We start from the raw sequence: 24,042 nt of genomic DNA, 5'->3' as shown, positions 1-24,042 counted from the left end.
ACCGCTCACGCGCATGTCCATCGCCCCCTCTGTCACGGGAACCTGAGAGCTTTCGCTCCGGCTTGCGCGGAGCTTACCCCTTCGGTGGCCGCCCCTTTCGGGGAAGCGCTTTCCAGAGTGTCGTGCCCGCGCGGTCCCTGGTGCCTGAGAGATTCCGGGGCGGTTGCTCCTTCGGCGGTGAGGCTGGATGCCTCACACTCTCCCGCGCGTGCCTATCGACGAAGCGGAGCCTTGGCTGGCGCGGTGATTCGAGTCAATCGCCCATTCAATCCTCCCCGGCACGGGGAGGTGGCAGGCCCGGACTTGTTCCGGGGCTGACGGAGGGGGTGCTCAACGCAACGCAACGCTTGCGGCGCTCCCCCTCGACCACGCCCTTCGGGCGTGTGCGGGCGAGATTGTGTCCCCCGGACACAATCTCGCCCGCACACCCTCCCCGTGCCGGGGAGGATCGATTCAGCGCGTCATGTTGTACTTGAGCTGGTCCTCGGTCAGCTGGAAGCCGACCAGCGCCTCGAAGGTCGCGGACAGCACGGCCTGACGGACGGCGGGATCGGCGAGCGGATCCATCGCGGCGGCTTCCTCGCCGGCCTTGCGCTTTTCGGTCAGACGGCGGCGGACATCCTCGGGGAGCGTCGCGGCGGCGTGATCGACGCGGGTGGTCGCCTGGCCCTTGGTGCTGGCGCGGGTCTGGCCGGCTTCGAAGTGGAGCGTCACGCGGTTGATGCTCTTCGCGATCACGGCGGTGCCGCCGCGTACGACCGTCACAAAATAAGGCAGGCTGACGTCGCGCGCCGCGCCGGCGTCGCGGCGGCTGCCGAGCACCTCGAAATTGATCGTGGTGACGATCTGCTCGCCCGCTTCGTCGCAGGTCGAGGTGACGTTGGTGAGCGTCGCGGTGACGTCGATCGCCGAAGCCTCGCGGCTGGAAGGCGGATTGAACTGGGTGACGTCGCCGGTGCCGGCAGGCACGCCGACACGCGGGCAGGCCGAGCGCAGCGCGGTGATGCCGCCATCGGTGATCTCGCCGGTACGGCTGCATCCGCCGGCGGCGAGCAGGATCAGGGCGGAGATTGCGAGCTTGCGAACCAAGTTGGGGGCACCTTTCGAAACACTGCGGGCACGGGCCCGGAAACGGCGGGCACCATAGGAACCGCCTTTCGTCCACGCAAGCAATCGCGTAGGGGGGCCTTGTGCCGCTGACGCGGCGTTTCGGCACCAGCCCGCTCCCCCGCCCGGCTTCCCGTAGAATACACTGCCGTTGGGAGGCCGGGCGGGGGAGCGGGCTGGTGCCGCCAACCGAGTCCAACATGCCTGAGCCGCTAAAACCCGTCCTCGAAGTCCTGATCGCCGCGCCGCGCGGCTTCTGCGCCGGCGTCGATCGCGCGATCCGCATCGTCGAGCTGGCGATCGAGAAATATGGCGCGCCGGTCTATGTCCGCCACGAGATCGTCCACAACAAGTTCGTGGTCGATAGCCTGAAGGCGAAGGGCGCGATATTCGTCGAGGAACTGGACAAGGTGCCGGACGGCGTGCCGGTGGTGTTCTCGGCGCATGGCGTGCCCAAGGCGGTGCCCGCCAAGGCGGCCGAACGGGGTCTCGAATATCTCGACGCCACCTGCCCGCTGGTCTCCAAGGTCCATCGCCAGGCCGAGCGGCTGGTGGCGGCGGGGCGGCATATATTGTTCATCGGCCATGCCGGGCATCCCGAAGTGATCGGCACGTTCGGACAGGTGCCCGAGGGTGCGATGACGCTGATCGAGACGCCGGCGGACGCCGAGGCGGTGACCGTGGCGGATCCGGATACCCTCGCCTTCCTGACCCAGACCACTCTGTCGGTGGACGACACCGCAGCGACGCTGGCGGTGCTCAAACGACGCTTTCCGGCGATCCTCGCGCCGGGGCCGAACGACATCTGCTATGCGACCACCAACCGCCAGGGCGCGGTGAAGGCGATCGCCAGCGGCGTCGATCTGATGATCGTGATCGGCGGGACCAATTCGTCGAATTCGCTGCGGCTGGTCGAAGTCGCCGAGCGGCAAGGCACCACCGCCTATCTGATCCCGCGCGCCGAGGATATCGACTGGGAATGGCTGGCGGGGGTCGGCACCGTGGGGATCAGCGCGGGAGCGTCGGCGCCCGAATTGCTGGTGCGTGAGCTGATCGACAAGCTCTCCGAGCGCTTCGAAGTGACCGAACGCGAAGTCGAGACGATCGAGGAGAATGTCGTCTTCAAGCTGCCGCGCGGGCTGGAGGCGGCGTAGCCACCGGTTCGGCCGGCTCAAGTTTTTCTCGTCACCCCGGGCTTGACCCGGGGGTTCCGCTGCCTTTTCAGCGGAAGAAGAAGCGGGATCCCGGGTCGAGCCCGGGATGACGACGGTTTGGGGGCGCAATGGCAGTCTACACGCACGTATCGGCGGAAGCCCTCAACACATTTCTCGCGAAATTCGATGTCGGCGAACTGGTCTCGGCCAAGGGCATCGCCGAAGGCGTCGAGAATTCCAACTACCTGGTCGATACGACCAAGGCCCGCTTCATCCTGACCCTGTACGAGAAGCGGGTGGCGGCGGATGATTTGCCCTATTTCATGGCGCTGCTCGATCACCTCGCGGCCAAGGGCCTGCCGGTACCGCCGGCGATCAAGGATCGCACTGGCGCCGAAATCCATGCGCTGGAGGGGCGGCCGGCGTGCTTGATCCAGTTCCTGCCGGGCGTGTCCGTGACGCATCCGACCGCGGCGCAGGCGATCTCGGCCGGGGCGGCGATGGGCCGGATGCATGCCGCGCTCGACGATTTCACCCTCGGCCGGGCCAATTCGATGGGCGTCGATAGCTGGCGGCCGCTGCTCGAACGTTGCGGCGAGAGTCTTGACCGGATCGCGCCGGGTCTATTCGCGCGCGTGTCCGGCGCGCTGGAGGACATCGTCGCGCGCTGGCCGCGACACCTGCCGACGAGCGCGGTGCACGCCGATCTCTTCCCGGACAATGTGCTGATGCTCGGCGACGCGGTGACCGGACTGATCGACTTTTATTTCGCCTGCACCGATATCCGCGCCTACGATCTCGCCGTGATGCACGGCGCCTGGGCGTTCGACGGCACCGGGCGCGACTATGACGCGGCGATCGGCGAAGCGCTGATCGCGGGCTATACCGCCAGCTTCCCGCTCAGCGACGCCGAGCGCGCGGCGCTGCCGGTGCTGGCCGAGGGCGCGGCGCTTCGCTTCCTGCTGAGCCGGGCATGGGATTGGCTCAACACCCCCGCCGACGCGATGGTGACCCGCAAGGATCCCCTCGCCTATCTGCGCCGCCTCGAATTCTATCAGGCGCACGGCGCGGCGCTGTTCGCATGACCGAGCTCCAGCATGTCGAGATCGCCACTGATGGCGCGTGCAAGGGCAATCCCGGGCGCGGCGGCTGGGGCGTGGTGCTGCGGATGGGCGGGACCGAGAAGGAACTCTCGGGCGGCGAACCGCATACCACCAACAACCGCATGGAGCTGATGGCGGCGATCCGCGGCTTGCAGGCGTTGAAGCGTCCGTGCCGGGTGACGCTTTCGACCGACAGCCGCTATGTGATGGACGGGCTCACCAAGTGGATCCACGGCTGGCTGAAGAATGGTTGGCGGACATCCGACAAGAAGCCGGTCAAGAACGCCGATCTGTGGCAGGAACTGCTGGCGGCATCGAAGCCGCACCGGGTGGAATGGGTGTGGGTGAAGGGCCATGCCGGCCATCCCGACAATGAGCGCGCCGACACCCTCGCGAGCGACGCCGCGCTGGCGCAGTAACGCCGGGAACCTCGTCCGGAAAAAGGCATCCAATCATCGTCCGCGGCTGGCAGCGGGGTTCTTGAGGGGATGCGATATGTTGATCTATGCCTTGATCGCCTTTGGCGCGGGAGCGATCGGTGGGCTGGTGCTCGCCAGTTCGGTGTTGCGAGGACGGATAGCGCGATGGCGCCCGTCGCTGCTGCATGCGGCGCTCGGCGCGACGGGCCTGGGGCTGCTGCTCGCGATATTGTCGAAAGGCGTGAGAACCCGGCTATCTGCGCGCGCGCCGCCGGCTACGCGAAACGCTGGGGCCGAATATCCGGGCGGCGCTGGACGACACCGCGCGCTTCGCCGGCGTGGATTGCGCGCGGTTGACCGAACGAACCGTCGCCGCGTTGTGCGGCGATCGGCCATGAGCGCGAATACGGTCTGGCCGCAGCCGCGCGCGTGGATCAGCTAATGTCTTCGATCGGAGCGCCCGGACCGTTCTTCTTGATCGATTCGATGGCGTTCTGGGCGGACGTCTTGCTCGAATACCCCTCGGTCGAGAACATGATCTCGCTGTTATATTTGAAGCGCACGCGGAACTCGCCCGCCTTGTCCTTGTAGATTTCGAACTTGTGAGCCATGCCAAGCACTCCGCTGATGATTGATCCAGATTAGCGGCCCCGGCGGGACGGGGCTAGCGCCAAATGCGCGCGCACATGCCGATCCGGTCGATTTCCGTGCCGGCCGACGACGCGGCCACGGATATCAGCCCGCCGCGCGCGGCACGAAGAACTTGTCGATGACCTGCTGGGTGAGCCGCGCCGGGCGCAGCGTCTCGGCGTCGATGCAGCACCAGCTCGACTTCACTTCGGCGAGGACTTCGCCACCGCGCTTGATGATCGTCTCGTAAAAGGCGCGCGCGCCATGGACCTTTTCGAGCAGCACCGTCGCGACGACGTCGTCATCGAGGAACGCCGGGCGGCGATAGGTGATCTCGTGCTTGAGCGCGACCCAGAGATGCTGGGCGACCGCCTCGACCGGAGCCAGCGCCTGCCAATGGCTGATCACCGCTTCCTGAACCCATTTGAGATAGGAGGCGTTGTTCACATGGCCCATGAAGTCGATATCGTCCTGCGCGACGTCGATCGGGAACTCATAAGGGAGCGCGGCGGTGGTCACGAGGCGCATCATAGCCTGACGTGAACGTAAAGGCGACACAAAAATCGCTGAAAACCCCCAGAAAACCGCGCCTTTCCGAGAAATCCCGCTTGCCGTAGCGGCAGTTCGCGGCGCGGACGCGATCAATCGGATCAATCAACCACCGCGACGAGATCTCTGGCGCCAAATCTCTGGCCTCAAATTGGTAAGGCCAATCATGTCCGCCGTGAGATCGGTGTCAAACCGAGCCGATCTCGAGCCGCTTCGAGACGCTGTCACGCCGGGCATCGAGCTCGTTGCGGGCGCGCTCCATCACCTCCAGCTCGGTGGCTTCGAGCAGATCATCGACCACCCCGCGCAGGTGCAGACGCATCGCGTTGCGCGCGGCATTGGGATCGCGCGCCTTGAGCGCGGCGAGGATCGGGCGATGCTCATCGACGCGCGGGGTGACGCCGCCACGCCTGGCGCGGGCGAACATGTTGGCGGCGAGCGGCGACTTGACCCGCAACTCCCAGAGATATTCGATGACGCTACGGATCGCGGCATTGCCGGTGGCATTGGCGATGGCGAGGTGGAAACGGCGATCGGCATCGATCACCATGGGCTCGTTCGGATCGTCCGCGGCCATTTCTTCGAGCAGCGCATCGAGCTCGGCGAGTTGCTCGTCGGTGATCGAGACCGCCGCGAGCGCCACCGCCTCGCCTTCGAACAGGATTCGCGCCTCGATAAGATCGAAGGCGCCGACATCGAAATTGAGCGCGTCCTCGCGCCGGCCGGCGCCATGATCGCGCCTGGTGACGTAGAGGCCCGAGCCGTGGCGCACCTCGATCCAGCCCTGCATTTCCAGGGCGATCATCGCTTCACGGATCGTCGGGCGGCTGACCTTGTACTCGTCGGCCAGATCACGTTCCCCGGGAAGCCGCGTGCCGACCGCCCAGCGCCCCGCCTCGATCCCCTCGGTGACGGACGCCGCCACCCGCTGATACAGCTTGTTGCCGGTAATCTTCATCGCAGTCCCGATCGTCTTACATCTCGTAGGTTGACACGGGGCATGGGACAAGTGGATATTGGTCAGGCCACTTTCGGGAATACCGCCTTGCCTCGCATCACAAACGCCCGCGTCATCGTGACGTGTCCCGGCCGCAACTTCGTAACGCTCAAGATCGAAACCGAGGAAGGCGTGTACGGCGTTGGCGACGCCACGCTCAACGGGCGCGAGCTTGCGGTGGCCGCGTATCTGACCGACCATGTCATTCCCTGCCTGATCGGGCGCGACGCGCACCGCATCGAGGATATCTGGCAGTATCTCTACAAGGGCGCCTATTGGCGGCGCGGCCCGGTGACGATGTCGGCGATCGCCGCGGTCGACATGGCGCTATGGGACATCAAGGGCAAGGTCGCCGGCCTGCCGGTCTATCAATTGCTCGGCGGGGCCAGCCGCGAGGGCTGCATGGTCTATGGCCATGCCAATGGCTCCGACATCGACGAGACGATCGAGCGTGCGCACGAATATCTGGAGCAGGGCTACAGGGCCGTCCGGCTGCAATCGGGGGTGCCGGGGATCGCCACCACCTATGGGGTATCGGGCGAGCGCTTCTATTACGAACCGGCCAAGGGCTCGCTGCCCGACGAGACGGTTTGGTCGACCGCCAAATATATGCGCCACGTGCCAAAGCTGTTCGAGAAGGCGCGCGATGCGCTGGGCTGGGACGTGCATCTGCTGCACGACGTGCATCACCGGCTGACCCCGATCGAGGCCGGGCGGCTGGGCAAGGATCTGGAGCCGTGGCGACTGTTCTGGCTGGAGGACACGACCCCGGCCGAGAACCAGGCCGCGTTCCGGCTGATCCGCCAGCACACCACCACGCCGCTGGCGGTCGGCGAGATCTTCAATTCGATCTGGGACGCCAAGCAACTCATCGAAGAGCAGCTGATCGACTATATCCGCGCGACGGTGGTCCATGCCGGCGGCATCACCCATCTGCGCCGGATCGCGGGACTTGCCGATCTCTATCAGGTCAAGACCGGCTGCCACGGCGCGACCGACCTGTCGCCGGTGACGATGGCGGCGGCGCTGCATTTCGGCCTGTCGGTGCCCAATTTTGGCATCCAGGAATATATGCGCCACTCGGCCGAGACCGACGCGGTGTTCCCCCACGGATACCGCTTCGAATCGGGGCTGATGCATCCGGGCGACGCGCCGGGCCTGGGCGTGGATATCGATGAGGCGCTGGCCGCGAAGTACGAATATAAGCGCGCCTATCTGCCGGTAAACCGTCTCGAAGACGGAACGATGCACAGCTGGTGAGGCTCGTTCCGGGACCGATCCGGATTTTAACTTAGTTGCGCAAACGCATCACCTGGCGACATTTTTGTGTGCCGGGACTCAACTCATCGCAAGCCATGTTGCTCCGTCCCCGCTTTCCGGCTCCATTCTGAACCGGGGAGAACAAGTCGGTTAAGCCGCTCGTTAACCAATACGCGGCATAACGGCTTTCGGAGGGTTGAGTACCGGGGAGTCGAAGAGCATGGGCGCGAAGATGAAACCGGCCGAGGGCGCGATGACGCTGGCCGAGATGAAAGAATTTGCCGGATTCAGCGCGGCGACGCAGCGCTATGTGCGCCGCAGCCTCGATATCGGCCTTGAGCGCGACGACGCGCTGGAGCGCTGGTCGCGCGACGGCACCGAAGCCGCCAGCATCCGGGCCCAGGCCCGCATCTATGACCGGCTTCACGAAGTCCGCGCTCTGATGCCCGACGATGCCGATCTGGATTCGATCGAGCCGTTCATGGCGCCGCTCGTCACCATCGCCGCGTTCGATCTCGGCCAGGGCAGGATCACCACCTTCTCGGCCTTCCGCTTCCTCTATGAGCGGCTGATCGGGGCCGAGGTTCGTCCATGGCTGCCAGCGGCGTTCTGCGCCGCCGCCGCCCTGCCGCACCTCCACCCGGACCTGCGCCGCAAGCTGCTCCAGTCGATCAGCGAAGCCGCGGCCACCGCCTCGGGCTGGTCGAACCGTCAGCCGGCATTCTTCCCGCAATGGGTGGAAAAGGTCGACGGGACGGCGCTTTCGAACTGAGATAATCCTCACCCGGAGGGGGAGGGATTTAGGTCACCTACACGCCCGCCATCCCATCTCGCCGCGCTCGGCCTGGTCGAAGTGCAGATGATCGTGGTGCGCCGCGTTGTAATCGGGCGAGAGCACCGTCGAGAACAGCTTGCAGCCGCCGGTGCGGACCTCGCGCAGGAAGCCGGCTTTCTCGCCGCCCTTTTTCCAGTCTTCGAGCACGCTGATCCGCTCGCCGTTCGACAGGCGGAAGGCGGCGATATCCAGCGCGTCGGCAGTGGCGTGCTCGCTCCAGTCGCCGGCGCTGCGGCCATAGATACGGCGGCAGGAATAACTGCCGAGATGCTCGATACGGGTGACTCGGGCGCCGAAGCGGCGCTGCGCGGCGGGCTGGACGACGTTCCATTCCCATACCGCCAGCGCGGCGGCGACGGGGCATGAGGTGCCGAGATTGGCGGGGCTATAGTCGATCTGCTGCGATCCGCCCTCGTCGAAACGAATGCCGTCCGAATAGCCGCATTGGCCGTCGCCCTTGACCGCGGGCAGCATCGTGTAGCGCACGCCGGCGGCGCGGAGCAGCGCCCGGCACCGGGCGTAATTGTCGGTGAGGCCGGCGAGCTTGCGGCCGGTGAACATGCCGATCGGCGCGCCGAGATCGAGGCGAGTCCAGGGCAAATCCTGCGGGCGCCCGCGCAACACCGCGAGGCCGAGCAGCAACGCGCCGGCGACGAGCGTGAAGATCAGCACCGCGATGATCGCCTGTTTGACGCCGGTCACAGGCGGTTCGCGTCGGCTAGAGGCTGGGCGGTGATCGGATAGCCGAGATCGTCGGGGATGCAGAGGAACTGGGCCCCTTCCCGCTCCTCGATCCACGGCGTGACGGTGCGGATCTCATGCGCGCGGGCATCGGCGACGGCATCGGCATAAGAGCCGAATAACGCCAGCCGATCGAGATTGCGGCGGGTCGGGAAGATGATCTTGGTCTCGCCGCGATCGGCGGCATCGAGGATCGAGCGCGCGCTGGCCCAGAAGACGCGGACATTCTCGTTGCCGTCGACCACCGGCTCGGCGTCTTCGGGCGCGCGGGCGAGATAGAAGCGTGTGTCGAACACCTTGTGGCGGACATTGTTGGGCAGCCAGCGCGCGAAGGGAACGAGATCGTCGAGGCGCAGCGCCCCGCCCGCTTCGGCCAGCAAAGCTCCGAGGGTTTCGCCGGCATAGAGCCGCCGTCCGAGATCGGGGATCACGGCGCCGGGCATGTCGATGCCGACCGCGACGCCCGCCTCCTCCAGCGTTTCGCGTACCGCCGCGATGCGCGCGGCGAGATCGTCGGGGTCGCCCGGCAGGGTGGCGGCGAGGGCATGGTCGCCGGGATCGACACGACCGCCGGGGAACACCAAGGCCCCGCCCGCGAACGACATCGCCGCGGCGCGCTCGACCATAAGCAGTTCGGGCGCGCCGGCGCCCTCGCGCATCACGATCACGGTAGCTGCGGGAATCGCCTCGGGCTCGGCCATGCTTTGCTTTAGGATCGGCACGACCGCTGTTGAAGCAGATTTGTTGCCCCGCGAAAGCAGGGGTCCGGGGTCACGAGCGATGCGGTTTGTGGCTCTGGGCTCCTGCTTTCGCAGGAGAACGGTAGAAGCGGCTCACCAGCCCGATATCTTCAGCCGGACCCTGGCGATCATATCGCTGGAGGTGAGGAACAGGGTCTTGCCATCCTCGCCGAAGCAGCAATTGGCGATGGCCTTGCCGGTCGAGATCAGGCCGAGCTTCCTGCCATCGGCGGCGAGGATATAGACCCCGCCGGGGCCGGTGGCGAAGACATGGCCGCCGCGGCTGGCCTTGATGCCATCGGGCAGGCCGGGGAGCTTCTGGTCCAATTCCGCGCTGAAATCGCAGAAGACCTTGGGATAGTCCGAAACGCCGCCCTCGACATCGAGCGGATAGGCAAGCACCTGCGGGCGCTTCTCGTCGGACATCGCGACATAGAGGATCTGCTGGTCGGCGGAGACAGCGACACCGTTGGGGCGGCTGAGATCGGCGTCGATCAGATTGACCTTGCCCTGCGGATCGAGCCGGTAGACGCCGTTGAAATCGATCTCCTTGAGCGGCGACTTGTCGCCTTCGGCGAGACCATAAGGCGGATCGGTGAAATAGATCGTGCCGTTGCTGTGCAGCGCGACATCGTTGCAGCTGTTGAAGCGCTTGCCCTCGGATTTGTCGGCGAGGATCGTCTTCCTTTTGGTCTTGAGATCGATCGCGGCGATGGCGCGGGTGCCGCTGTCGGCGATGATCAACCGTCCGAGCGCATCGACCACCATGCCATTGGCCCCGGCCTCGCGGATGCCCGCCGGGATCGGCCCGGTCAGACCCGAGGGATCGAGGAATTTGGCGATCTTCCCCTTCCGCCATTGGTAGCAGACGTTCGAAGGGACATCGTTGAAGAGCAGATAGCCGCCCTTCTTCACCCATACCGGCCCTTCGGCCCATTTATAGCCGGTACCGAGCACCTCGATCGGGGAAGCGACGTCGATCACCGCATCCAGGGCGTCGTCGAACCGGGTGATCCTGCCCACCGCCTCCGCGCGCGCGAGGCCCGGCAGAAAGGGCGTGGCGGCGATGCCGGCCAGGACCGTGCGGCGTGTCGTTCGGATCATTCCATTTCCCCTCACACGAAATTCCACAGCAATGCGGCCATCGCGAAGACCGTCGCACCGGCGATGGTGGCGCAAAGCGTCCAGCTGCGGAAGGTCTGGGCTTCGGTGAGCCCCAGATATTGCTTCACCAGCCAGAAGCCGGTGTCGTTGACATGGCTGGCGATCGAGGCGCCGGCGCCGATGGCGATGGTCACGAGCGCGATCCGGCTGGGCGACAGCGCGGCGGCGGAGATCAGCGGCGCGGCGAGCCCGGCGGCAGTGACCATCGCGACGGTCGCCGAGCCTTGCGCGATCCGCACGAAGGCGGCGAGCAGGAAGGCGAACACCAGCACCGATACCTGCGCCGAGGCGACCGCCACGGTGACCTGTTGTCCGGCGCCGCTTTCGATCAGCACCTCCTTGTAGGCGGCGCCGGCGCCGACGACGAGGACCATCAGCCCGGCAGGCTCGAGCGCGCGGGTCATGATGCTGGAGATCGTCTCGAGCGGGGCATGGACGCGGAAGCGCAGCCAGGCGGTGACCGAGAGAGTGGCGAGGATCAAGGCGGTGAAGGGATGGCCGATGAACTGGAGCGTGGCCTTGGCGGGGCCATCGGCCATGAACTGTCCCGCGACCGCCGCGAGCAGGATCAGCGCGAGCGGCACCAGCATCGCCACCAAGGCTGGCCAGAAGCCGATCGGCGCGGTCTGCGGCGCGCCCTGGTCTAGCATCGGCGGCGGGCTCTGATCGCCCCAGCCGGGCGCCGAATGGGCGAACCGGGCGAAGACCGGACCGGCGAGGATCGCGGCGGGGATGCCGCAGACCAGGCCGTAGAATGCGAGCAGGCCGTAATCGGTGCCGATCAGCTCGGCGACCGCGACCGGACCCGGATGCGGCGGCAGTAGCGCGTGCATCACCATCAGGCCGGCGAGCAGCGGTATCGCGAAATAGGTGATGCGGCGCTGCGCGCGCACCGCCAGCGTGGTCAGCAATGGCGCGAGGATGATGAACGCGACGTCGAAGAAGAGCGGAATGCCGACGATGATGCCGACCACGGTCAGCGCCCAGGGGATACGGCGCTCGCCGAACGCATCGAGCAGGCGGTGGGCGATGGCGTTGACCCCGCCCGACGCCTCCAGCAGCCCGCCGAGGATCGCGCCGAGGCCTATCACCACCGCGACGAAGCCCAACGCCTCGCCCGTGCCCTTGCGGACGGCGGCGATCACCGCCTGCGGATCGGCGCCGAAGGCGAGACCGGTGACCAGCGCGACCAGCAGCAGGGCGAGGAACGGCTGGAGTTTGACCCGCAGCACCAGCACGATCACCGCGGCGATGCTGGCGGCGACAATCAGCAGCGTGGTCCAGGGCTCGCCCATCATGCGATATTCACGCGTGTCTCGATCGCGGCGGCGGGCGCGGCATGGGGCGTGGTGACATAGGCTTCGGCCACCGTCAGTTCGGCACGCGCGCGGATATCGTCCGAGGAACTGCCGAGCATCAGTTCGACGCGGCCGCGCGCGACCGCCCAGCCCTGTTCGGACCAGATCGCCACCTGGTCGGAACGGAGGGTGAAGGTCACGCGCTTGCTCTGGCCCGGCGCGAGCGTCACGCGGGCGAAACCGCGCAATTCCTTGACCGGCCGCGCCGCCGCTGCGACCGGCGCGCGGATATAGAGCTGGACGACTTCATCGGCTTCGACCGCGCCGGAATTGGTGACCGCGACCGTGATGCGAGTTCCCGACCGGCTCAACACCGGGCCGCTCAGCTCGACCGGCCCATAATCGAACTTCGCATAGCTGAGCCCGTGCCCGAACGGGAACAGCGGGCCGATATCGACATCGCGGTAGCGGGCGCTGTCGATGCCGAGATCGGGATTGGCGGGACGGCCGCTGGGGAAGTGGGCATAGCTCATCGGCGCCTGGCCGGTGACGCGCGGCATACCCATCGGCAGACGGCCGCCGGGCGAGACCTTGCCGGTGAGGATATCGGCGATGGCCGGGCCGCTTTCGATGCCGAGGAACCAGGTTTCGAGCACGGCGGGGATGCCGCTGAGCGCGGACTCCAGCGCCATCGGACGGCCGTTCATGAGCACCGCCACGATCGGCTTGCGGGTAGCCTTGATCGCCTCGACCAGGGCCGGCTGGTTTCCCGGCAGGCCGATATCCGAGCGGCTGCGCGCCTCTCCCGACAGATCGAAATCCTCGCCGATCGCGAGCAGGACGATATCGGCGCGCTTCGCGGCGGCAACGGCGGCGGGAATATCCTTGCCATCGGCAAAGACCGCTCCGGGCATGGCCGCGCGCAGCGTCACCGCGTTCTCCGCCAGCCCGCGCGCGCGCCACGAGCCGAGGGTGGTCGAGGCGTCGTCGGCAAGCCCGCCGATCAGCGCCAGCTTCGCGCCCGGCCTGAGCGGCAGCAATGCGCCTTCGTTGCGGAGCAGGACGATCGACTTGCGTGCCAGATCGCGGGCGGGGCGGCGGTCCGACGAGAGCTTATCCTGATCGGCATCACCGAACGCGTAGGGATCGTTGAATAGCCCCAACCGCTCCTTGGCCATCAGGATGCGGCGGACCGCCGCGTCGATCAGCGGCATCAGCGCGGGATCGGCGGCAACGGCCTCGGCGAGATAACCGGCATAGGTCGCGCTCGCCATGTCCATGTCGATCCCCGCGCGCAACGCCTGCGCGGCGGCCTCGGCCGGGGTGGCGGCGGTGCCGTGGTTGATCAGCTCGCGGATCGCGTTCCAGTCGCTGACGACGATGCCCTGATAATCCCAATGGTCGCGCAGCAAGCCGTTCACCAATGCGGCATTGGCGGTCATCGGCACGCCCGCGACATCGTTGAACGCCGCCATGAAGCTGCCCGCGCCGGCCTGCGCCGCGGCGAAGAAGGGCGGCAGATAGACTTCGTGGAGCGTCCGCTCCGAAATATCGGCGCTGTCATAGTCGCGCCCGCCCATCGCCGCGCCATAGCCGATGAAGTGCTTGGCGCAGGAGAGAATGCCATTGCGGCGGGCGGTGCCATCGGGCTCGAAGCCGCGCACCTGCGCCGCGGCCATGCGCGCGCCGAGATAGGGGTCTTCGCCCGCTCCTTCGACCACCCGTCCCCAGCGCGCGTCACGGGTGATGTCGACCATCGGCGCGAAGGTCCAGTGGAGGCCGGCGGCCCAAGCCTCCTCGGCGGCGATGCGCGCGGCTCGCTCGGCGGTCTTGGGATCCCAGCTCGACGCCAGCGCGATCGGCACCGGCAAGGTGGTGTGGTAGCCGTGGATCACGTCCATCGCGAACAGCAGCGGAATCTTGAGCCGGGTTTCGGTGACGGCGAGGCGCTGGAGATCGCGCAGGGGCTCGGCACCGGCGACGTGGAGGAACGAGCCCATCTCGCCCTTGCGGACGCGATCGAGCATCGCCGCATCGAGCCGCGAATTGAGCGCGCGCTGGCGGCCGCCGGGAATCTGGCTCATCTGGCCGAGCTTTTCGGCGAGGGTCATTTCGGCGAGCAGCGCATTGATGCGCTTGCTGGGCCGGACTACGCCTTGCGCGCGCGCCATCGGCAGCCACGCCGACGCCGCCAGCATCGCTCCGGCCTTGACCAGCGCGCGGCGGTCGATCCCCTTGGTCCCCATAGCCGGCCCCTCTCCCGCCAAAATTGTCGTGCGCGGCTGACTTCGCGTCAATCCTCAGCATTGTTAGCGCTACCGCGAACGCGCGCCGATGCAAAGCCCGGTCGCGCGTGTGCCTTGGGGGCAGCCGCCGCGGCGCCCCTATAGTGGCAGCGTAACGATCGCGGAGAGACCGCGCGGCTCGCGGCTTTTGAGCGTCAGATCGCCGCCATGGGCACGGGCCACGGCGCGGGCGCTGGGCAGGCCGAGTCCGATCCCGCCGGTGTCGCGGTTGCGCGATCGCTCGCCACGGAAGAACGGTTCGAAGGCGCGTTCGATATCCTCTGGCGGCATGCCCGGCCCTTCGTCACGGACTTCGACGCGCACCTGATCGGGATCGGCCACGATGCTGACTTCGCCGCCGGCCGCATATTTGACGGCATTGCCGACAAGATTGGCGAGCATCGCCTTGAGCGCGGCCGAATTGCCGACGATCACGACCGGTTCGCCCGGAGCAAGCGAGACCGCGGCGCCGCGATCGCTGAGATCGTCGATCACCGTCTCGGCCAGCGAACGCAGATCGAGGGGGCGGCGTTCGAGCAGGGTGTTGGTGTCGCGGACATAGGAAAGCGTCGCCGAGACCATCGCCTCCATGTCGCGGATATCGCCTTCGCAGGCGGTGCGCAGGTCTTCGGGAGCGCCTTCGAGACGCAGGCCCAGCCGCATCAGCGGCGTGCGCAGATCGTGCGCGACCGCGCCGACGACGGTGGCGCGATCATCGACATAGCGATTGAGCCGCGCCTGCATGCGATTGAACGCCGACGCCGCCTCGGCGATTTCCATGGGGCCCTCCAGCGGGATCGGCGCGGCGCGCGGATCGCGGCCGAGCCGCTCCGCCGCTTCGGCGAAAGTCGCGATCGGCTTGGTCAGACGGCGCGCCAGCGTCCAGGCGAAGGGGGCGACCGCCGCCGCCGACAGGATCAGCCACAGCAGCACGAACCAGCGCCACGGCTCGAACCCGCCCGAGCGGACCACCGTCCAGGTGCCGTCCGGATGGCGCAGCGAGGCGACGAAATCGCCGGTCAGCACCGCCGTGCGCGCGGCATCGGCGCTGGCCGGCGCGACCGGCGCGGGAATGCCGGCGCGATTATAGACCAGCTCGCGCTGGAGGAAGGGTGTGGGGAAATGGACCTCGACCCGCCCGGGATCGACCTGCATCGCCGTGGCCAGCGCCAGGCCAAGACGCTCCGCGCGCGGAGTCCATTTGAAGGTCTGGACGGTATCGGTGCGTTTGACATCGAACGCGCCGGTGTGATCCGCGCCACGCTGGAGCGCGTCGGCGACCTCGCCGACGGTGGACAGCCGCGCCGCGGGCGATTGCACCGCGATCAGCAGCGCGAGGTTCATCAACTGGACGACGCCGACGCAGATCAGCATCAGCAGGAATACGCGGAGGAACAATGGCGCGCGCGCCACGCTCCCCAGCCTCATCCGCGCGAGACCCGGGGCACGAACAGATAGCCTTCGTTGCGGACGGTGCGGATGATCTCGTCGCCGCCCGAGCGCAGCTTCCGGCGCAGGCGGCTGACCTGCACATCAATGGCGCGGTCATAGGCATCCGAATCCGGACCGCGCGCCGCCGCCAGCAACGCCTCGCGCGACAACACCCGGCGCGGCCGCTCGATGAACACGCGCAGCACCGCGAACTCGCCATCGGTGAGCCCGACCAGCACCCCCTTGGGATCGAACAATTCGTGGCTGCCGAGATCGATCCGCCAGCCTTCGAACGTATAGACATCGCTCTCGGCGGCGGCGCTGGCGCCGCGCTTGCGCAGCGCCGCGCGCACCGTGGCGAGGATCTCGCGCGGGCTGCACGGCTTGGAGAGATAATGGCTGGCGCCGACCTCGAGGCCGAGGATGCGGTCCTGCTCCTCACCCAGCGCGCTCAAAAGCACGACTTCGGGGCCGTCCTTCTGTGCGATGCGGCGGCAGGCGGAGAGCCCGTCCTCGCCGGGCATCATCACGTCGAGAATGATGAGATCGACGGACGTGCGCGCGAGAATCTGATCCATGTCGCGCGTGTTCGACGCGGTCTCGACGCGATAGCCGCGCGCGCCGAGGCTGTTGGCGAGGAGCATGCGGATATCGTGGTCGTCATCGACGACCAGCAATGTGGCTGAGTCGTCCGCGGGGATGGGGGCGTTGATCATGTTGCCGGTCTTAACCCGATATGCGTCTGGAATGTTGCACCGACGCGTCAGCTCCACCCTACCCCAGCGCCGATTTGATCTTGGCGAAGAAGCCCTGGCTCTCGGGACATTCCTCGCCGGTTTCGGTGCAACGAAACTCCTCAAGCAGTTCGCGCTGCCTGGCGCTCAGCTTGGTCGGGGTCTCGACCGTCAGCTCGACCACCAGATCGCCGCGCCCGCGTCCTTGCAGCACCGGCATGCCGGCGCCGCGCTGACGCACTTCGCGGCCGCTCTGCGTGCCCGGCGTGATCTTGACGACATGCTTCTCGCCATCGAGGCCCGGCAGCGTGATCTCACCGCCCAGCGCCGCGGTGGTGAAGCTGATCGGGGCGCGGGCGTGGAGATTGGTGCCCTCGCGCTCGAAGATCGCGTGACGCTTCACATGGAGGAAGATGTAGAGATCGCCCGACGGCGCCCCGCGCGCGCCAGCCTCGCCTTCGCCCTGCAGGCGGATGCGGGTGCCTTCATCGACGCCGGGCGGCACGTTGATCTTGAGCGTCTTGGTCTTGTCGGTACGGCCTTCGCCGCGGCAATGCTTGCAGGGATCGGCGATGACTTCACCGGCGCCGTGACAGGCGGGGCAGGCGCGCTCGACCATGAAGAAGCCCTGCTGGGCGCGGACCTTGCCGTGGCCGCCGCAGGTCTGGCACTGCTTGGCCTGCGTCCCCGGCGTGGCGCCGGTGCCGTCGCACGGATCGCACAGGCCCGAAACATCGACGGTGATGTCGCGGGCGGCACCGTGATAGGCGTCCTCCAGCGTGATCTCCATATCGTAGCGGAGATCCGCGCCGCGGCGATTGGGCCGGCCGCCACCGCGACCGCCCATGAACTCGCCGAACACGCTTTCGAAAATATCGCTGAACGCGCCGAAATCCTGGCCGCCGCCAAAGCCGCCGCCGGGTCCGCCGCCATTCTTGAACGCGGCATGCCCGAACCGGTCATAGGCGGCGCGCTTCTGCGGATCCTTGAGAACCTCATAGGCCTCGCTGACCGCCTTGAACCTGGCCTCGTGATCCTTGCAGCCCCCGTTCTTGTCGGGGTGATACTTCATCGCGAGCTTGCGATAGGAGGATTTGAGCGTCGCATCGTCGGCAGTGCGCTCGCATTCGAGCAGCTCGTAATAATCGACTTCGGTGGTCATCTTGGGCCCCCGCCCCGCCCGCCACTCCCTCGCGGCGCCGTCTGTTGGTGCGCCGCTCGGGAATGACGGGGGATACGCATCTTACGCCTTGTTTTCGTCGACTTCGGAGAATTCGGCGTCAACGACTTCTTCACCGCCAGCTTCTGGAGCCGCATCGCCGCCCGCCGAAGGCGAAGCCTCCGATGCCTGCTGCTTCTCGTAGATCGCCTGGCCGAGCTTCATCGCCACCTGGGCGAGGTTCTGCGACTTGGCCTGCATCGCATCGGCATCGCCGGCGTCGATCGCGGCCTTGGTCTCGTCGATCGCGGCCTGGATCTCGCCCTTGAGCGCATCGTCGACCTTGTCGCCATTCTCCGCGAGCTGACGCTCGGTGGTGTGGACGAGGCTCTCGGCATTGTTCTTGGCTTCGGCCGCGGCACGACGCTTCTTGTCGTCTTCGGCGAACTGTTCGGCGTCGCGGACCATCTGATCGATGTCGGCGTCGCTGAGCCCGCCCGAGGCCTGGATGCGGATCTGCTGTTCCTTGCCGGTGCCCTTGTCCTTGGCCGAGACGTTGACGATGCCGTTGGCGTCGATGTCGAACGTGACTTCGATCTGCGGCACGCCGCGCGGCGCCGGCGGGATACCGACCAGATCGAACTGGCCGAGCATCTTGTTGTCCGCCGCCATTTCGCGCTCGCCCTGGAAGACGCGGATGGTCACCGCCTGCTGATTGTCATCGGCAGTCGAATAGACCTGCGACTTCTTGGTCGGGATCGTGGTGTTGCGGTCGATCATGCGGGTGAACACGCCGCCCAGCGTCTCGATACCGAGCGACAGCGGCGTCACGTCGAGCAGCAGCACGTCCTTGACGTCGCCCTGAAGCACGCCGGCCTGGATCGCCGCGCCGATCGCCACCACCTCGTCGGGGTTGACGCCGGTGTGCGGCTCCTTGCCGAAGAACTCCTTCACGATCTGGCGAACCTTGGGCATGCGGGTCATGCCGCCGACCAGCACCACTTCGTCGATCGCCGAAGCCTTGACGCCGGCATCGGCCAGCGCCTTGCGGCACGGCTCGAGCGTGCGCTGGATGAGATCCTCGACGAGGCGCTCCAGCTCGGCGCGGTTGACCTGCTTGACCAGATGCTTCGGCCCATTGGCGTCGGCGGTGATGAAGGGCAGGTTCACTTCGGTGGTCTGCGCGCTCGAAAGCTCGATCTTGGCTTTCTCGGCGGCTTCCTTGAGGCGCTGGAGCGCGAGCTTGTCCTTGGTGAGGTCGATGCCCTCGGCCTTGCGGAAATCTTCCGCGAGATACTGGACGAGCTTGGCGTCGAAATCCTCGCCGCCGAGGAAGGTGTCGCCGTTGGTCGCCTTCACCTCGAACACGCCGTCGCCGATCTCGAGGACCGAGATGTCGAAGGTGCCGCCGCCAAGGTCATAGACCGCGATGGTCTTGCCGTCGTTCTTCTCGAGACCGTAAGCGAGCGCCGCCGCGGTCGGCTCGTTGATGATGCGCAGCACTTCGAGGCCGGCGATCTTGCCGGCATCCTTGGTCGCCTGGCGCTGGGCGTCGTTGAAATAGGCCGGGACGGTGATCACCGCCTGGGTCACGGTCTCACCGAGATAGGCCTCGGCGGTTTCCTTCATCTTCTGGAGGATGAAAGCCGAAATCTGCGACGGCGAATAGTCCTCGCCGCCCGCCTGCACCCATGCGTCGCCGTTCGGACCGCGGACGATGGTGTAGGGCACCAGCTCGGTGTCCTTCTTGGTGATCGGATCGTCGAAGCGGCGGCCGATCAGGCGCTTGACCGCGAACACGGTCGAATCCGGGTTGGTCACCGCCTGGCGCTTGGCCGGCTGGCCGATCAGCCGCTCGCCATCCTTGGCGAAGGCGACGATCGACGGCGTGGTGCGCGCGCCTTCGACATTTTCGATAACCTTGGGCTTGCCGCCCTCCATCACCGCTACGCACGAATTGGTCGTGCCGAGATCGATACCGATTACTTTAGCCATGGTCCCTCGTTGGCCCCTATCAAAATCAAAAGCTTATGGCCCTCGCGCCCCAATTTAGGCGACGCGAACAGCCGGTCCGGGATGCGATATAGGTGCGCTTGCGCTTGCCGCAAGTCGGCGGAGTTTCTAGGGCTTTTCCCGATTTGGGAGACTGAGTGGATGCGTCCAGTTCTGGGGATCGTTTCGCTGGCGATATTGTCGGCGTGCCAGCAGCCGGCCGAGCTCAAGGCCGATCATGGCTGGGTGCGCCTGCCCGCCGCCGCCGGGCGTCCGGGCGCGGCCTATTTCACCGTGCATGGCGGCGACAAGGCCGACACGCTGCTTGCCGTCTCGACCCCCGCCGCGCTGCGCACCGAGATGCACGAGAGCATGAAGGGCGATCACGGCATGATGGCGATGGCGCCGATCAAGGACGTGGCGGTGCCGGCGCGCGGAACCCTGTCGTTCGCGCCGGGCGGCAGGCATGTGATGCTGTTCGATCTGGGCCCGCGCGTCACCGCCGGGCAGCGCATCCCGCTCAGGCTCGCCTTCGCCGGCGGCAAGACGCTGGAAATCCAGGCCATGGTGGTCGGCGCCGGAGACGCCGCGCCCGGGGAGGCCGCGAAATGATCGACCGTTTCCGTTCCTCGACCTGGGGCTGGCTGCGCGGGACGCTGATCGGATGGCTATCCTTGTTCTGCTTACTGGCCGCCGCGGGCACCACGCTATTGGCGTTCATTTCGGGCCTGCCGAACATCAGGTGGGTAGGCCCGATCATAATCGTAGTAGAACTCGCCGTCATCGCCGCAAAATGGATCAGCAACCTCGCTACTACCTATGAGGTCACCGCCGACCGGCTGATCCTCCACAAGGGCATTCTCATGAAGTCGATCGACGAGATCGAGCTCTACCGGGTCAAGGACGTCCGCATCGATTTCACGATCATCAACCAGATGGCCGATATCGGCGCGATCACCATCACCTCGTCCGACGAGACCACGCGGGAGGCGCCTCTGGTGATCCGCGATGTCGATCATGCCCGCGCCCGCCGGGAAAAGCTGCGCGAACTGGTCGATGCCGCCCGCCGCAATCGCGGGGTGCGCGAGATCGACATGGTGCATGAAGGGTTTGGCGAGCCGATCTAGCCGGCCGCCGTCATCCGTCCCTTGCGCCAGCTCAGCCACAACAGGCTGAGTCCGGCGGCGGTGCAGACCAGCAGCCCGGGCAGCGACGCTTCCGGCCCGAAGCCGCCGCCCGACAGCATTTCGGGCACGCCGGCGGCGGGCTGGGTCGATAGCGGGCCGCCATTGAAGCCGCCCGATCCGCCCGAGACCGCCGCGCCGAAGACCCAGCCCTGGGTGAAGTTCCAGCCGGCATGGACGCCGATCGGCGCCCAGATGCGCCCGGTGAGGATGTAGAAGGTCGCCAGCAGGATCCCGGCTTCGAGCGCGATGCAGATCGCGGCGAAGATCGTCGCGTTGGGATTGCCGAGATGGAGCGCGCCGAACAGCAAGGCCGAGATCGCCAGCGCCCACCACGGCCCGAACGCGCGCCAGCACAGGCGGAAGACGATCAGCCGGAACACCACTTCCTCGATCACCCCGGACTGGATCGAGCTGCGGATCGCGGGGAGGATCGCGGCGATCGGCTTCGGCGTCACCACCGCCCAGCCGGTCGCCCAAAGCAGCCCGATCGACCCGGCCATCAGCAGCGCGCCGACGAGCAGACCGCCGATCAGCTCCGCCGGCATTTCGCGCAGGGAGAGCTCGGGCACCCGGCGATTTTCGGCGAAACGCACCGCTCCCCTGTAGAGCAGCAATACCAGCACCGCGGTGAGCGCGATGACCGTGAACTTGATCGGCTCCGGCACTAGTTCAGGGCGAGTGAAGGTGGCGCCGCTGGCGGCGGTGCCGACGCGCAGCATGCCATTGGCGAACAACGCCGCGAACGCGACGATCAGCACGAACAGCGCCACCATCCAGCCCATCGCTCTCAACCAGAGCAACTTGCCCGGACGCAGCACGCGCGCATTGCCGAGTTCGACAGCTTCCATTGATTTCCCTCCCGCCCGTGTCAGTCGCATACAACACTGGCCGCCGGGCGACCAGTGCGTCATATATGCGGGCGTGTCACGCCCGCTCACCTCCGGCGAAATCGCGCTTGCCGCCTCGGTATTCGGTGACGCGATCGATTATTCGCGGGCGCGGGTCGCCAATTCGAAATGGGCGTTCTTCCAGCCGGTGAAAACGGTGATGGCCCCGACGGGTACGATCCACTTCCACCCCAAGAGCGACAAATATAGCGAGGACTTCTCGACCGCGCATATCGGCGTGCAGGGGCTCTTCATCCACGAGATGACGCATATCTGGCAGCACCAGAAGGGCATCTTCCTGCCGCTCAGGCGCCACCCGTTCTGCCGCTACGATTATGCGATCCGGCCCGGGCAGAAGTTCGAGAAATACGGGCTCGAGCAGCAGGCCGAGCTGGTCCGCCACGCCTTCCTGCTGCGCCACCGCATATTGATCGAAGGCGCGCCGCCGCTCGCCCAGTACGAGACGATCCTGCCCTTCAAGCCCGCTTAGCCTGGCGTCTCCGACGATGCTTCCGGCGCCGGCTCCGCGGGAGGCGGCGGTGATGGCGGAGGCGGTGATGGCGGAGGCGGTGGGGGCGGAGGAGGAGGCGGGGCTGGCGGTGGCGGTGGGGCCGGTTCGGGCGGTGGAGGCGCGGGTTCCGGCGCCACCGTCACACTCTCGGCCGGCGGCGGCAAATCGGCCTCGACCGGCCGCTCGCGCTGGCTCTCGATCCATTCGGCCTTGGGCGAGCGCGGCCGCGCTTCCGGAGCCTCCCGCCGAGGTCGGGGCTGAGCCTCTGGCTGCGGTTCCGGCTGCACGACAACCGGCTCGGGAGGTGGCGCAACTTCGACGGGCGCGACCTGCACGTCGATCGGCTGGGGAGACGGCGCGACCGGCTGCACGCGCGGTGGACGTCCCTCGCCGCGATCGGGCCGGTTGGGACGGTCCACAGCCGGCGGGGACGGAAGGGTTGGTTCGACCGGCGGCTGCGGCGCGGCGGCGGGTGGCTGGACCTCCGGCGCGGGACGTTGCGGCCGCGACGGGCGCTCGCCTTCCGCCGGCGGCTGGGGCTGCGGCGTGACGGGCGCTTGTGTGTCGGGCGCGGGGCGCTGAGGGCGTGACGGGCGCTCCCCACCCGCTGGCGGCTGGGGCTGTGGCGGGACCGGTCCTTGCGCGTCGGGCGCGGGACGCTGGGGCCGTGACGGACGCCCTTCTCCCGCTGGCCAGGACGGCGCCTGCGCATCGGGAGCCGGACGCTGCGGACGTGTCGACCAGCCGCCGGTTGCCGGCCCGGGCCTCTGCGCGGGCTCGCGATTGTCGAGCGCCGGGCGCGCGGGGGGATCGAAACGGTCGCGCCCCGGCTGCCAGCGCGGCGGCGAGGCCGGGACCATCGGCTCCGTCAGCGCCGGGTCGAACGCGTCGCGCTCACGATATTGCGGACGCGGATAGCGCTGCTCGCGGTACGGGCGAGGCGGCATGCCGGCGCCATTGTTGCCGGCGCCATCCGGCCGCGTGCGATAGCCGCCGGGGCGGCGCGGATCGAAACCGGCGGGCGGGCTCCCGCGGAAATTGCCGCGGCGCCAGCGCTCGAAGTCGCTCGCCTCGCCGCGCCGTTGCGCGCGTTCGCGATCGAGCCGGCGGCGGCGATCCATGCCCTCCGTGCTGCCGCGATGCGCGCGCCAGCCGGAATAGCGCGTCCGGCCGATATCCCATTGCAGCAGGAACGACAGCGCCGGCTCGCTAAACTCGCTCCACGCATAGGGGTCGACGCCATAGCGCTCGCGGTCCATCGCCCGCTTGATCAGCCTGGCGCGGGCGAACAGGCTTAGGCCCCGCGCGGGCCGTTTGCCCCATCTCGCCTTGGCGAGGGCTCCGCCATCCGGACCATAGACCATCGCCACCTTGGTGCCGGTGAAGCCGAAGCTGGCGCCCGGCTCGACGGCGAGAAACGGCGTCAGCGCGCCGGGCGCGAAATAATAGCTGCGGATGCCGCCCTGCTCCCCGGCATCCTCGACCACGATCACATGCCCGTCGGCGGTCTGCCATGCCCAGGGCTCCAGCCCCTGAAACGAGAAGGTGAAATCGGGCGGCGCGTCGCCGATCGCCTCCCACAGCGCATCGGCGCGGTCGATCCAGCGATAGTCGTTGCCGGCGACAGGCGCGCGCTGCGCCGCTTGCGCCAGCGGCGCGACAGTCGCCGGCAGCCCCAGAACCGCTACCATCGCCGCCAGTCGGATCAACCTGTCCCGCGTCATCTTTGCCTCACCCTGTTTCCCATTTGTTACGCTGAGCATCTCTCTCCGCTGCTGAACGGAGAATGACTGCGCGTGGCGCCTTGCCTATATTGCACTCGCGAAGGCATAAGCCCCGCTCCTGATCCAACAGAAAGC

24 protein-coding genes and 1 riboswitch are annotated in these 24,042 nt (G+C 67.2%); of the genes, 9 read left to right on the top strand and 15 right to left on the bottom strand.

What is annotated here, in order from left to right:
• Positions 1–121: 121 nt before the first annotated feature.
• Positions 122–215, bottom strand: a riboswitch (glycine riboswitch).
• 238 nt (positions 216–453) lie between these two features.
• Complete coding sequence (locus KF730_RS03880) at positions 454–1,089, bottom strand: hypothetical protein (protein ID WP_294092387.1); 636 nt, start codon at positions 1,087–1,089, stop codon at positions 454–456.
• A 218-nt stretch (positions 1,090–1,307) separates the two neighbouring features.
• Between KF730_RS03880 and ispH the strand changes: the two genes are divergently transcribed.
• From ispH to KF730_RS03860, 4 genes are all read left to right on the top strand, one after another.
• A complete protein-coding gene (gene ispH / locus KF730_RS03875; RefSeq protein ID WP_294095685.1) occupies positions 1,308–2,261 on the top strand; it encodes a 4-hydroxy-3-methylbut-2-enyl diphosphate reductase in 954 nt (317 codons plus the stop codon).
• Between the two features lie 128 nt (positions 2,262–2,389).
• Positions 2,390–3,346, top strand: coding sequence for a homoserine kinase (thrB, locus tag KF730_RS03870; RefSeq protein WP_294092385.1), 957 nt, complete (start codon positions 2,390–2,392; stop codon positions 3,344–3,346).
• A complete protein-coding gene (gene rnhA / locus KF730_RS03865; protein WP_294092384.1) occupies positions 3,343–3,783 on the top strand; it encodes a ribonuclease HI in 441 nt (146 codons plus the stop codon). Before thrB ends, rnhA begins: the two co-directional genes overlap by 4 nt.
• Positions 3,784–3,859: 76 nt before the next feature.
• Positions 3,860–4,225: a hypothetical protein gene (locus KF730_RS03860; protein WP_294092383.1), complete on the top strand. Its 366-nt coding sequence runs from the start codon at positions 3,860–3,862 to the stop codon at positions 4,223–4,225.
• Here the strand turns inward: KF730_RS03860 and KF730_RS03855 are convergent.
• The 3 genes from KF730_RS03855 to KF730_RS03845 form a co-directional block, all read right to left on the bottom strand.
• The gene (locus tag KF730_RS03855; RefSeq protein ID WP_294092381.1) at positions 4,218–4,394 is read right to left on the bottom strand and encodes a YegP family protein; all 177 of its coding nucleotides are present in this window, start codon (positions 4,392–4,394) and stop codon (positions 4,218–4,220) included. The genes KF730_RS03860 and KF730_RS03855 overlap by 8 nt on opposite strands.
• A 124-nt stretch (positions 4,395–4,518) precedes the next feature.
• Positions 4,519–4,941 (bottom strand): thioesterase family protein, encoded by a 423-nt coding sequence (locus KF730_RS03850; RefSeq protein WP_294092380.1) that lies wholly within the window; start codon positions 4,939–4,941, stop codon positions 4,519–4,521.
• 208 nt (positions 4,942–5,149) lie between these two features.
• Entirely contained in the window at positions 5,150–5,920 is a 771-nt protein-coding gene (locus tag KF730_RS03845) for a FadR/GntR family transcriptional regulator (protein ID WP_294092379.1), read from the bottom strand.
• Between the two features lie 87 nt (positions 5,921–6,007).
• Between KF730_RS03845 and manD the strand changes: the two genes are divergently transcribed.
• Both manD and KF730_RS03835 read left to right on the top strand, forming a co-directional pair.
• The gene (manD, locus tag KF730_RS03840) at positions 6,008–7,219 is read left to right on the top strand and encodes a D-mannonate dehydratase ManD (RefSeq protein WP_294092378.1); all 1,212 of its coding nucleotides are present in this window, start codon (positions 6,008–6,010) and stop codon (positions 7,217–7,219) included.
• Positions 7,220–7,439: 220 nt separating this feature from the next.
• Positions 7,440–7,991: a hypothetical protein gene (locus KF730_RS03835; protein ID WP_294092376.1), complete on the top strand. Its 552-nt coding sequence runs from the start codon at positions 7,440–7,442 to the stop codon at positions 7,989–7,991.
• 33 nt (positions 7,992–8,024) lie between these two features.
• Here KF730_RS03835 and KF730_RS03830 read toward each other — a convergent pair whose 3' ends face one another.
• The 9 genes from KF730_RS03830 to dnaK form a co-directional block, all read right to left on the bottom strand.
• Positions 8,025–8,756, bottom strand: coding sequence for an extensin family protein (locus KF730_RS03830; protein WP_294092374.1), 732 nt, complete (start codon positions 8,754–8,756; stop codon positions 8,025–8,027).
• On the bottom strand, positions 8,753–9,496 hold the full coding sequence (locus tag KF730_RS03825) for an NUDIX domain-containing protein (protein WP_294095682.1): 744 nt from the start codon (positions 9,494–9,496) through the stop codon (positions 8,753–8,755). Before KF730_RS03825 ends, KF730_RS03830 begins: the two co-directional genes overlap by 4 nt.
• Before the next feature lie 132 nt (positions 9,497–9,628).
• Complete coding sequence (locus KF730_RS03820) at positions 9,629–10,639, bottom strand: SMP-30/gluconolactonase/LRE family protein (protein ID WP_294092373.1); 1,011 nt, start codon at positions 10,637–10,639, stop codon at positions 9,629–9,631.
• Positions 10,640–10,650: 11 nt separating this feature from the next.
• Positions 10,651–11,997 (bottom strand): gluconate:H+ symporter, encoded by a 1,347-nt coding sequence (locus KF730_RS03815; RefSeq protein WP_294092371.1) that lies wholly within the window; start codon positions 11,995–11,997, stop codon positions 10,651–10,653.
• The gene (locus KF730_RS03810) at positions 11,994–14,243 is read right to left on the bottom strand and encodes a glycoside hydrolase family 3 N-terminal domain-containing protein (protein ID WP_294092369.1); all 2,250 of its coding nucleotides are present in this window, start codon (positions 14,241–14,243) and stop codon (positions 11,994–11,996) included. Before KF730_RS03810 ends, KF730_RS03815 begins: the two co-directional genes overlap by 4 nt.
• 138 nt (positions 14,244–14,381) lie before the next feature.
• On the bottom strand, positions 14,382–15,710 hold the full coding sequence (locus KF730_RS03805; protein WP_294092368.1) for a HAMP domain-containing sensor histidine kinase: 1,329 nt from the start codon (positions 15,708–15,710) through the stop codon (positions 14,382–14,384).
• The gene (locus KF730_RS03800; protein ID WP_294092367.1) at positions 15,707–16,429 is read right to left on the bottom strand and encodes a response regulator; all 723 of its coding nucleotides are present in this window, start codon (positions 16,427–16,429) and stop codon (positions 15,707–15,709) included. The genes KF730_RS03805 and KF730_RS03800 overlap by 4 nt, the downstream gene beginning before the upstream one ends.
• A gap of 58 nt (positions 16,430–16,487) precedes the next feature.
• Positions 16,488–17,609 (bottom strand): molecular chaperone DnaJ, encoded by a 1,122-nt coding sequence (gene dnaJ, locus KF730_RS03795; protein ID WP_294092366.1) that lies wholly within the window; start codon positions 17,607–17,609, stop codon positions 16,488–16,490.
• A gap of 81 nt (positions 17,610–17,690) precedes the next feature.
• On the bottom strand, positions 17,691–19,601 hold the full coding sequence (gene dnaK, locus KF730_RS03790; RefSeq protein WP_294092365.1) for a molecular chaperone DnaK: 1,911 nt from the start codon (positions 19,599–19,601) through the stop codon (positions 17,691–17,693).
• A gap of 159 nt (positions 19,602–19,760) precedes the next feature.
• On the opposite strand from dnaK, the gene KF730_RS03785 reads away from it, so the two are divergent.
• Positions 19,761–20,210, top strand: coding sequence for a copper chaperone PCu(A)C (locus KF730_RS03785; protein WP_294092363.1), 450 nt, complete (start codon positions 19,761–19,763; stop codon positions 20,208–20,210).
• On the top strand, positions 20,207–20,725 hold the full coding sequence (locus KF730_RS03780) for a PH domain-containing protein (RefSeq protein WP_294092362.1): 519 nt from the start codon (positions 20,207–20,209) through the stop codon (positions 20,723–20,725). Before KF730_RS03785 ends, KF730_RS03780 begins: the two co-directional genes overlap by 4 nt.
• Here KF730_RS03780 and KF730_RS03775 read toward each other — a convergent pair.
• Positions 20,722–21,633, bottom strand: a complete 912-nt coding sequence (locus tag KF730_RS03775) for a CPBP family intramembrane glutamic endopeptidase (RefSeq protein ID WP_294092360.1) — start codon at positions 21,631–21,633, stop codon at positions 20,722–20,724. The two genes, KF730_RS03780 and KF730_RS03775, sit on opposite strands and share 4 nt — an antisense overlap.
• Positions 21,634–21,706: 73 nt before the next feature.
• Between KF730_RS03775 and KF730_RS03770 the strand changes: the two genes are divergently transcribed.
• Positions 21,707–22,162, top strand: a complete 456-nt coding sequence (locus KF730_RS03770) for a vgr related protein (protein ID WP_294092359.1) — start codon at positions 21,707–21,709, stop codon at positions 22,160–22,162.
• Here the strand turns inward: KF730_RS03770 and KF730_RS03765 are convergent.
• Positions 22,159–23,874, bottom strand: a complete 1,716-nt coding sequence (locus KF730_RS03765; protein ID WP_294092358.1) for a hypothetical protein — start codon at positions 23,872–23,874, stop codon at positions 22,159–22,161. The genes KF730_RS03770 and KF730_RS03765 overlap by 4 nt on opposite strands.
• Positions 23,875–24,042 lie beyond the last annotated feature (168 nt).

The organism is Sphingomonas sp., from assembly GCF_019635515.1.
Taxonomy (GTDB): domain Bacteria; phylum Pseudomonadota; class Alphaproteobacteria; order Sphingomonadales; family Sphingomonadaceae; genus Sphingomonas.
This window is presented reverse-complemented; position numbering and strand designations above follow the sequence as displayed.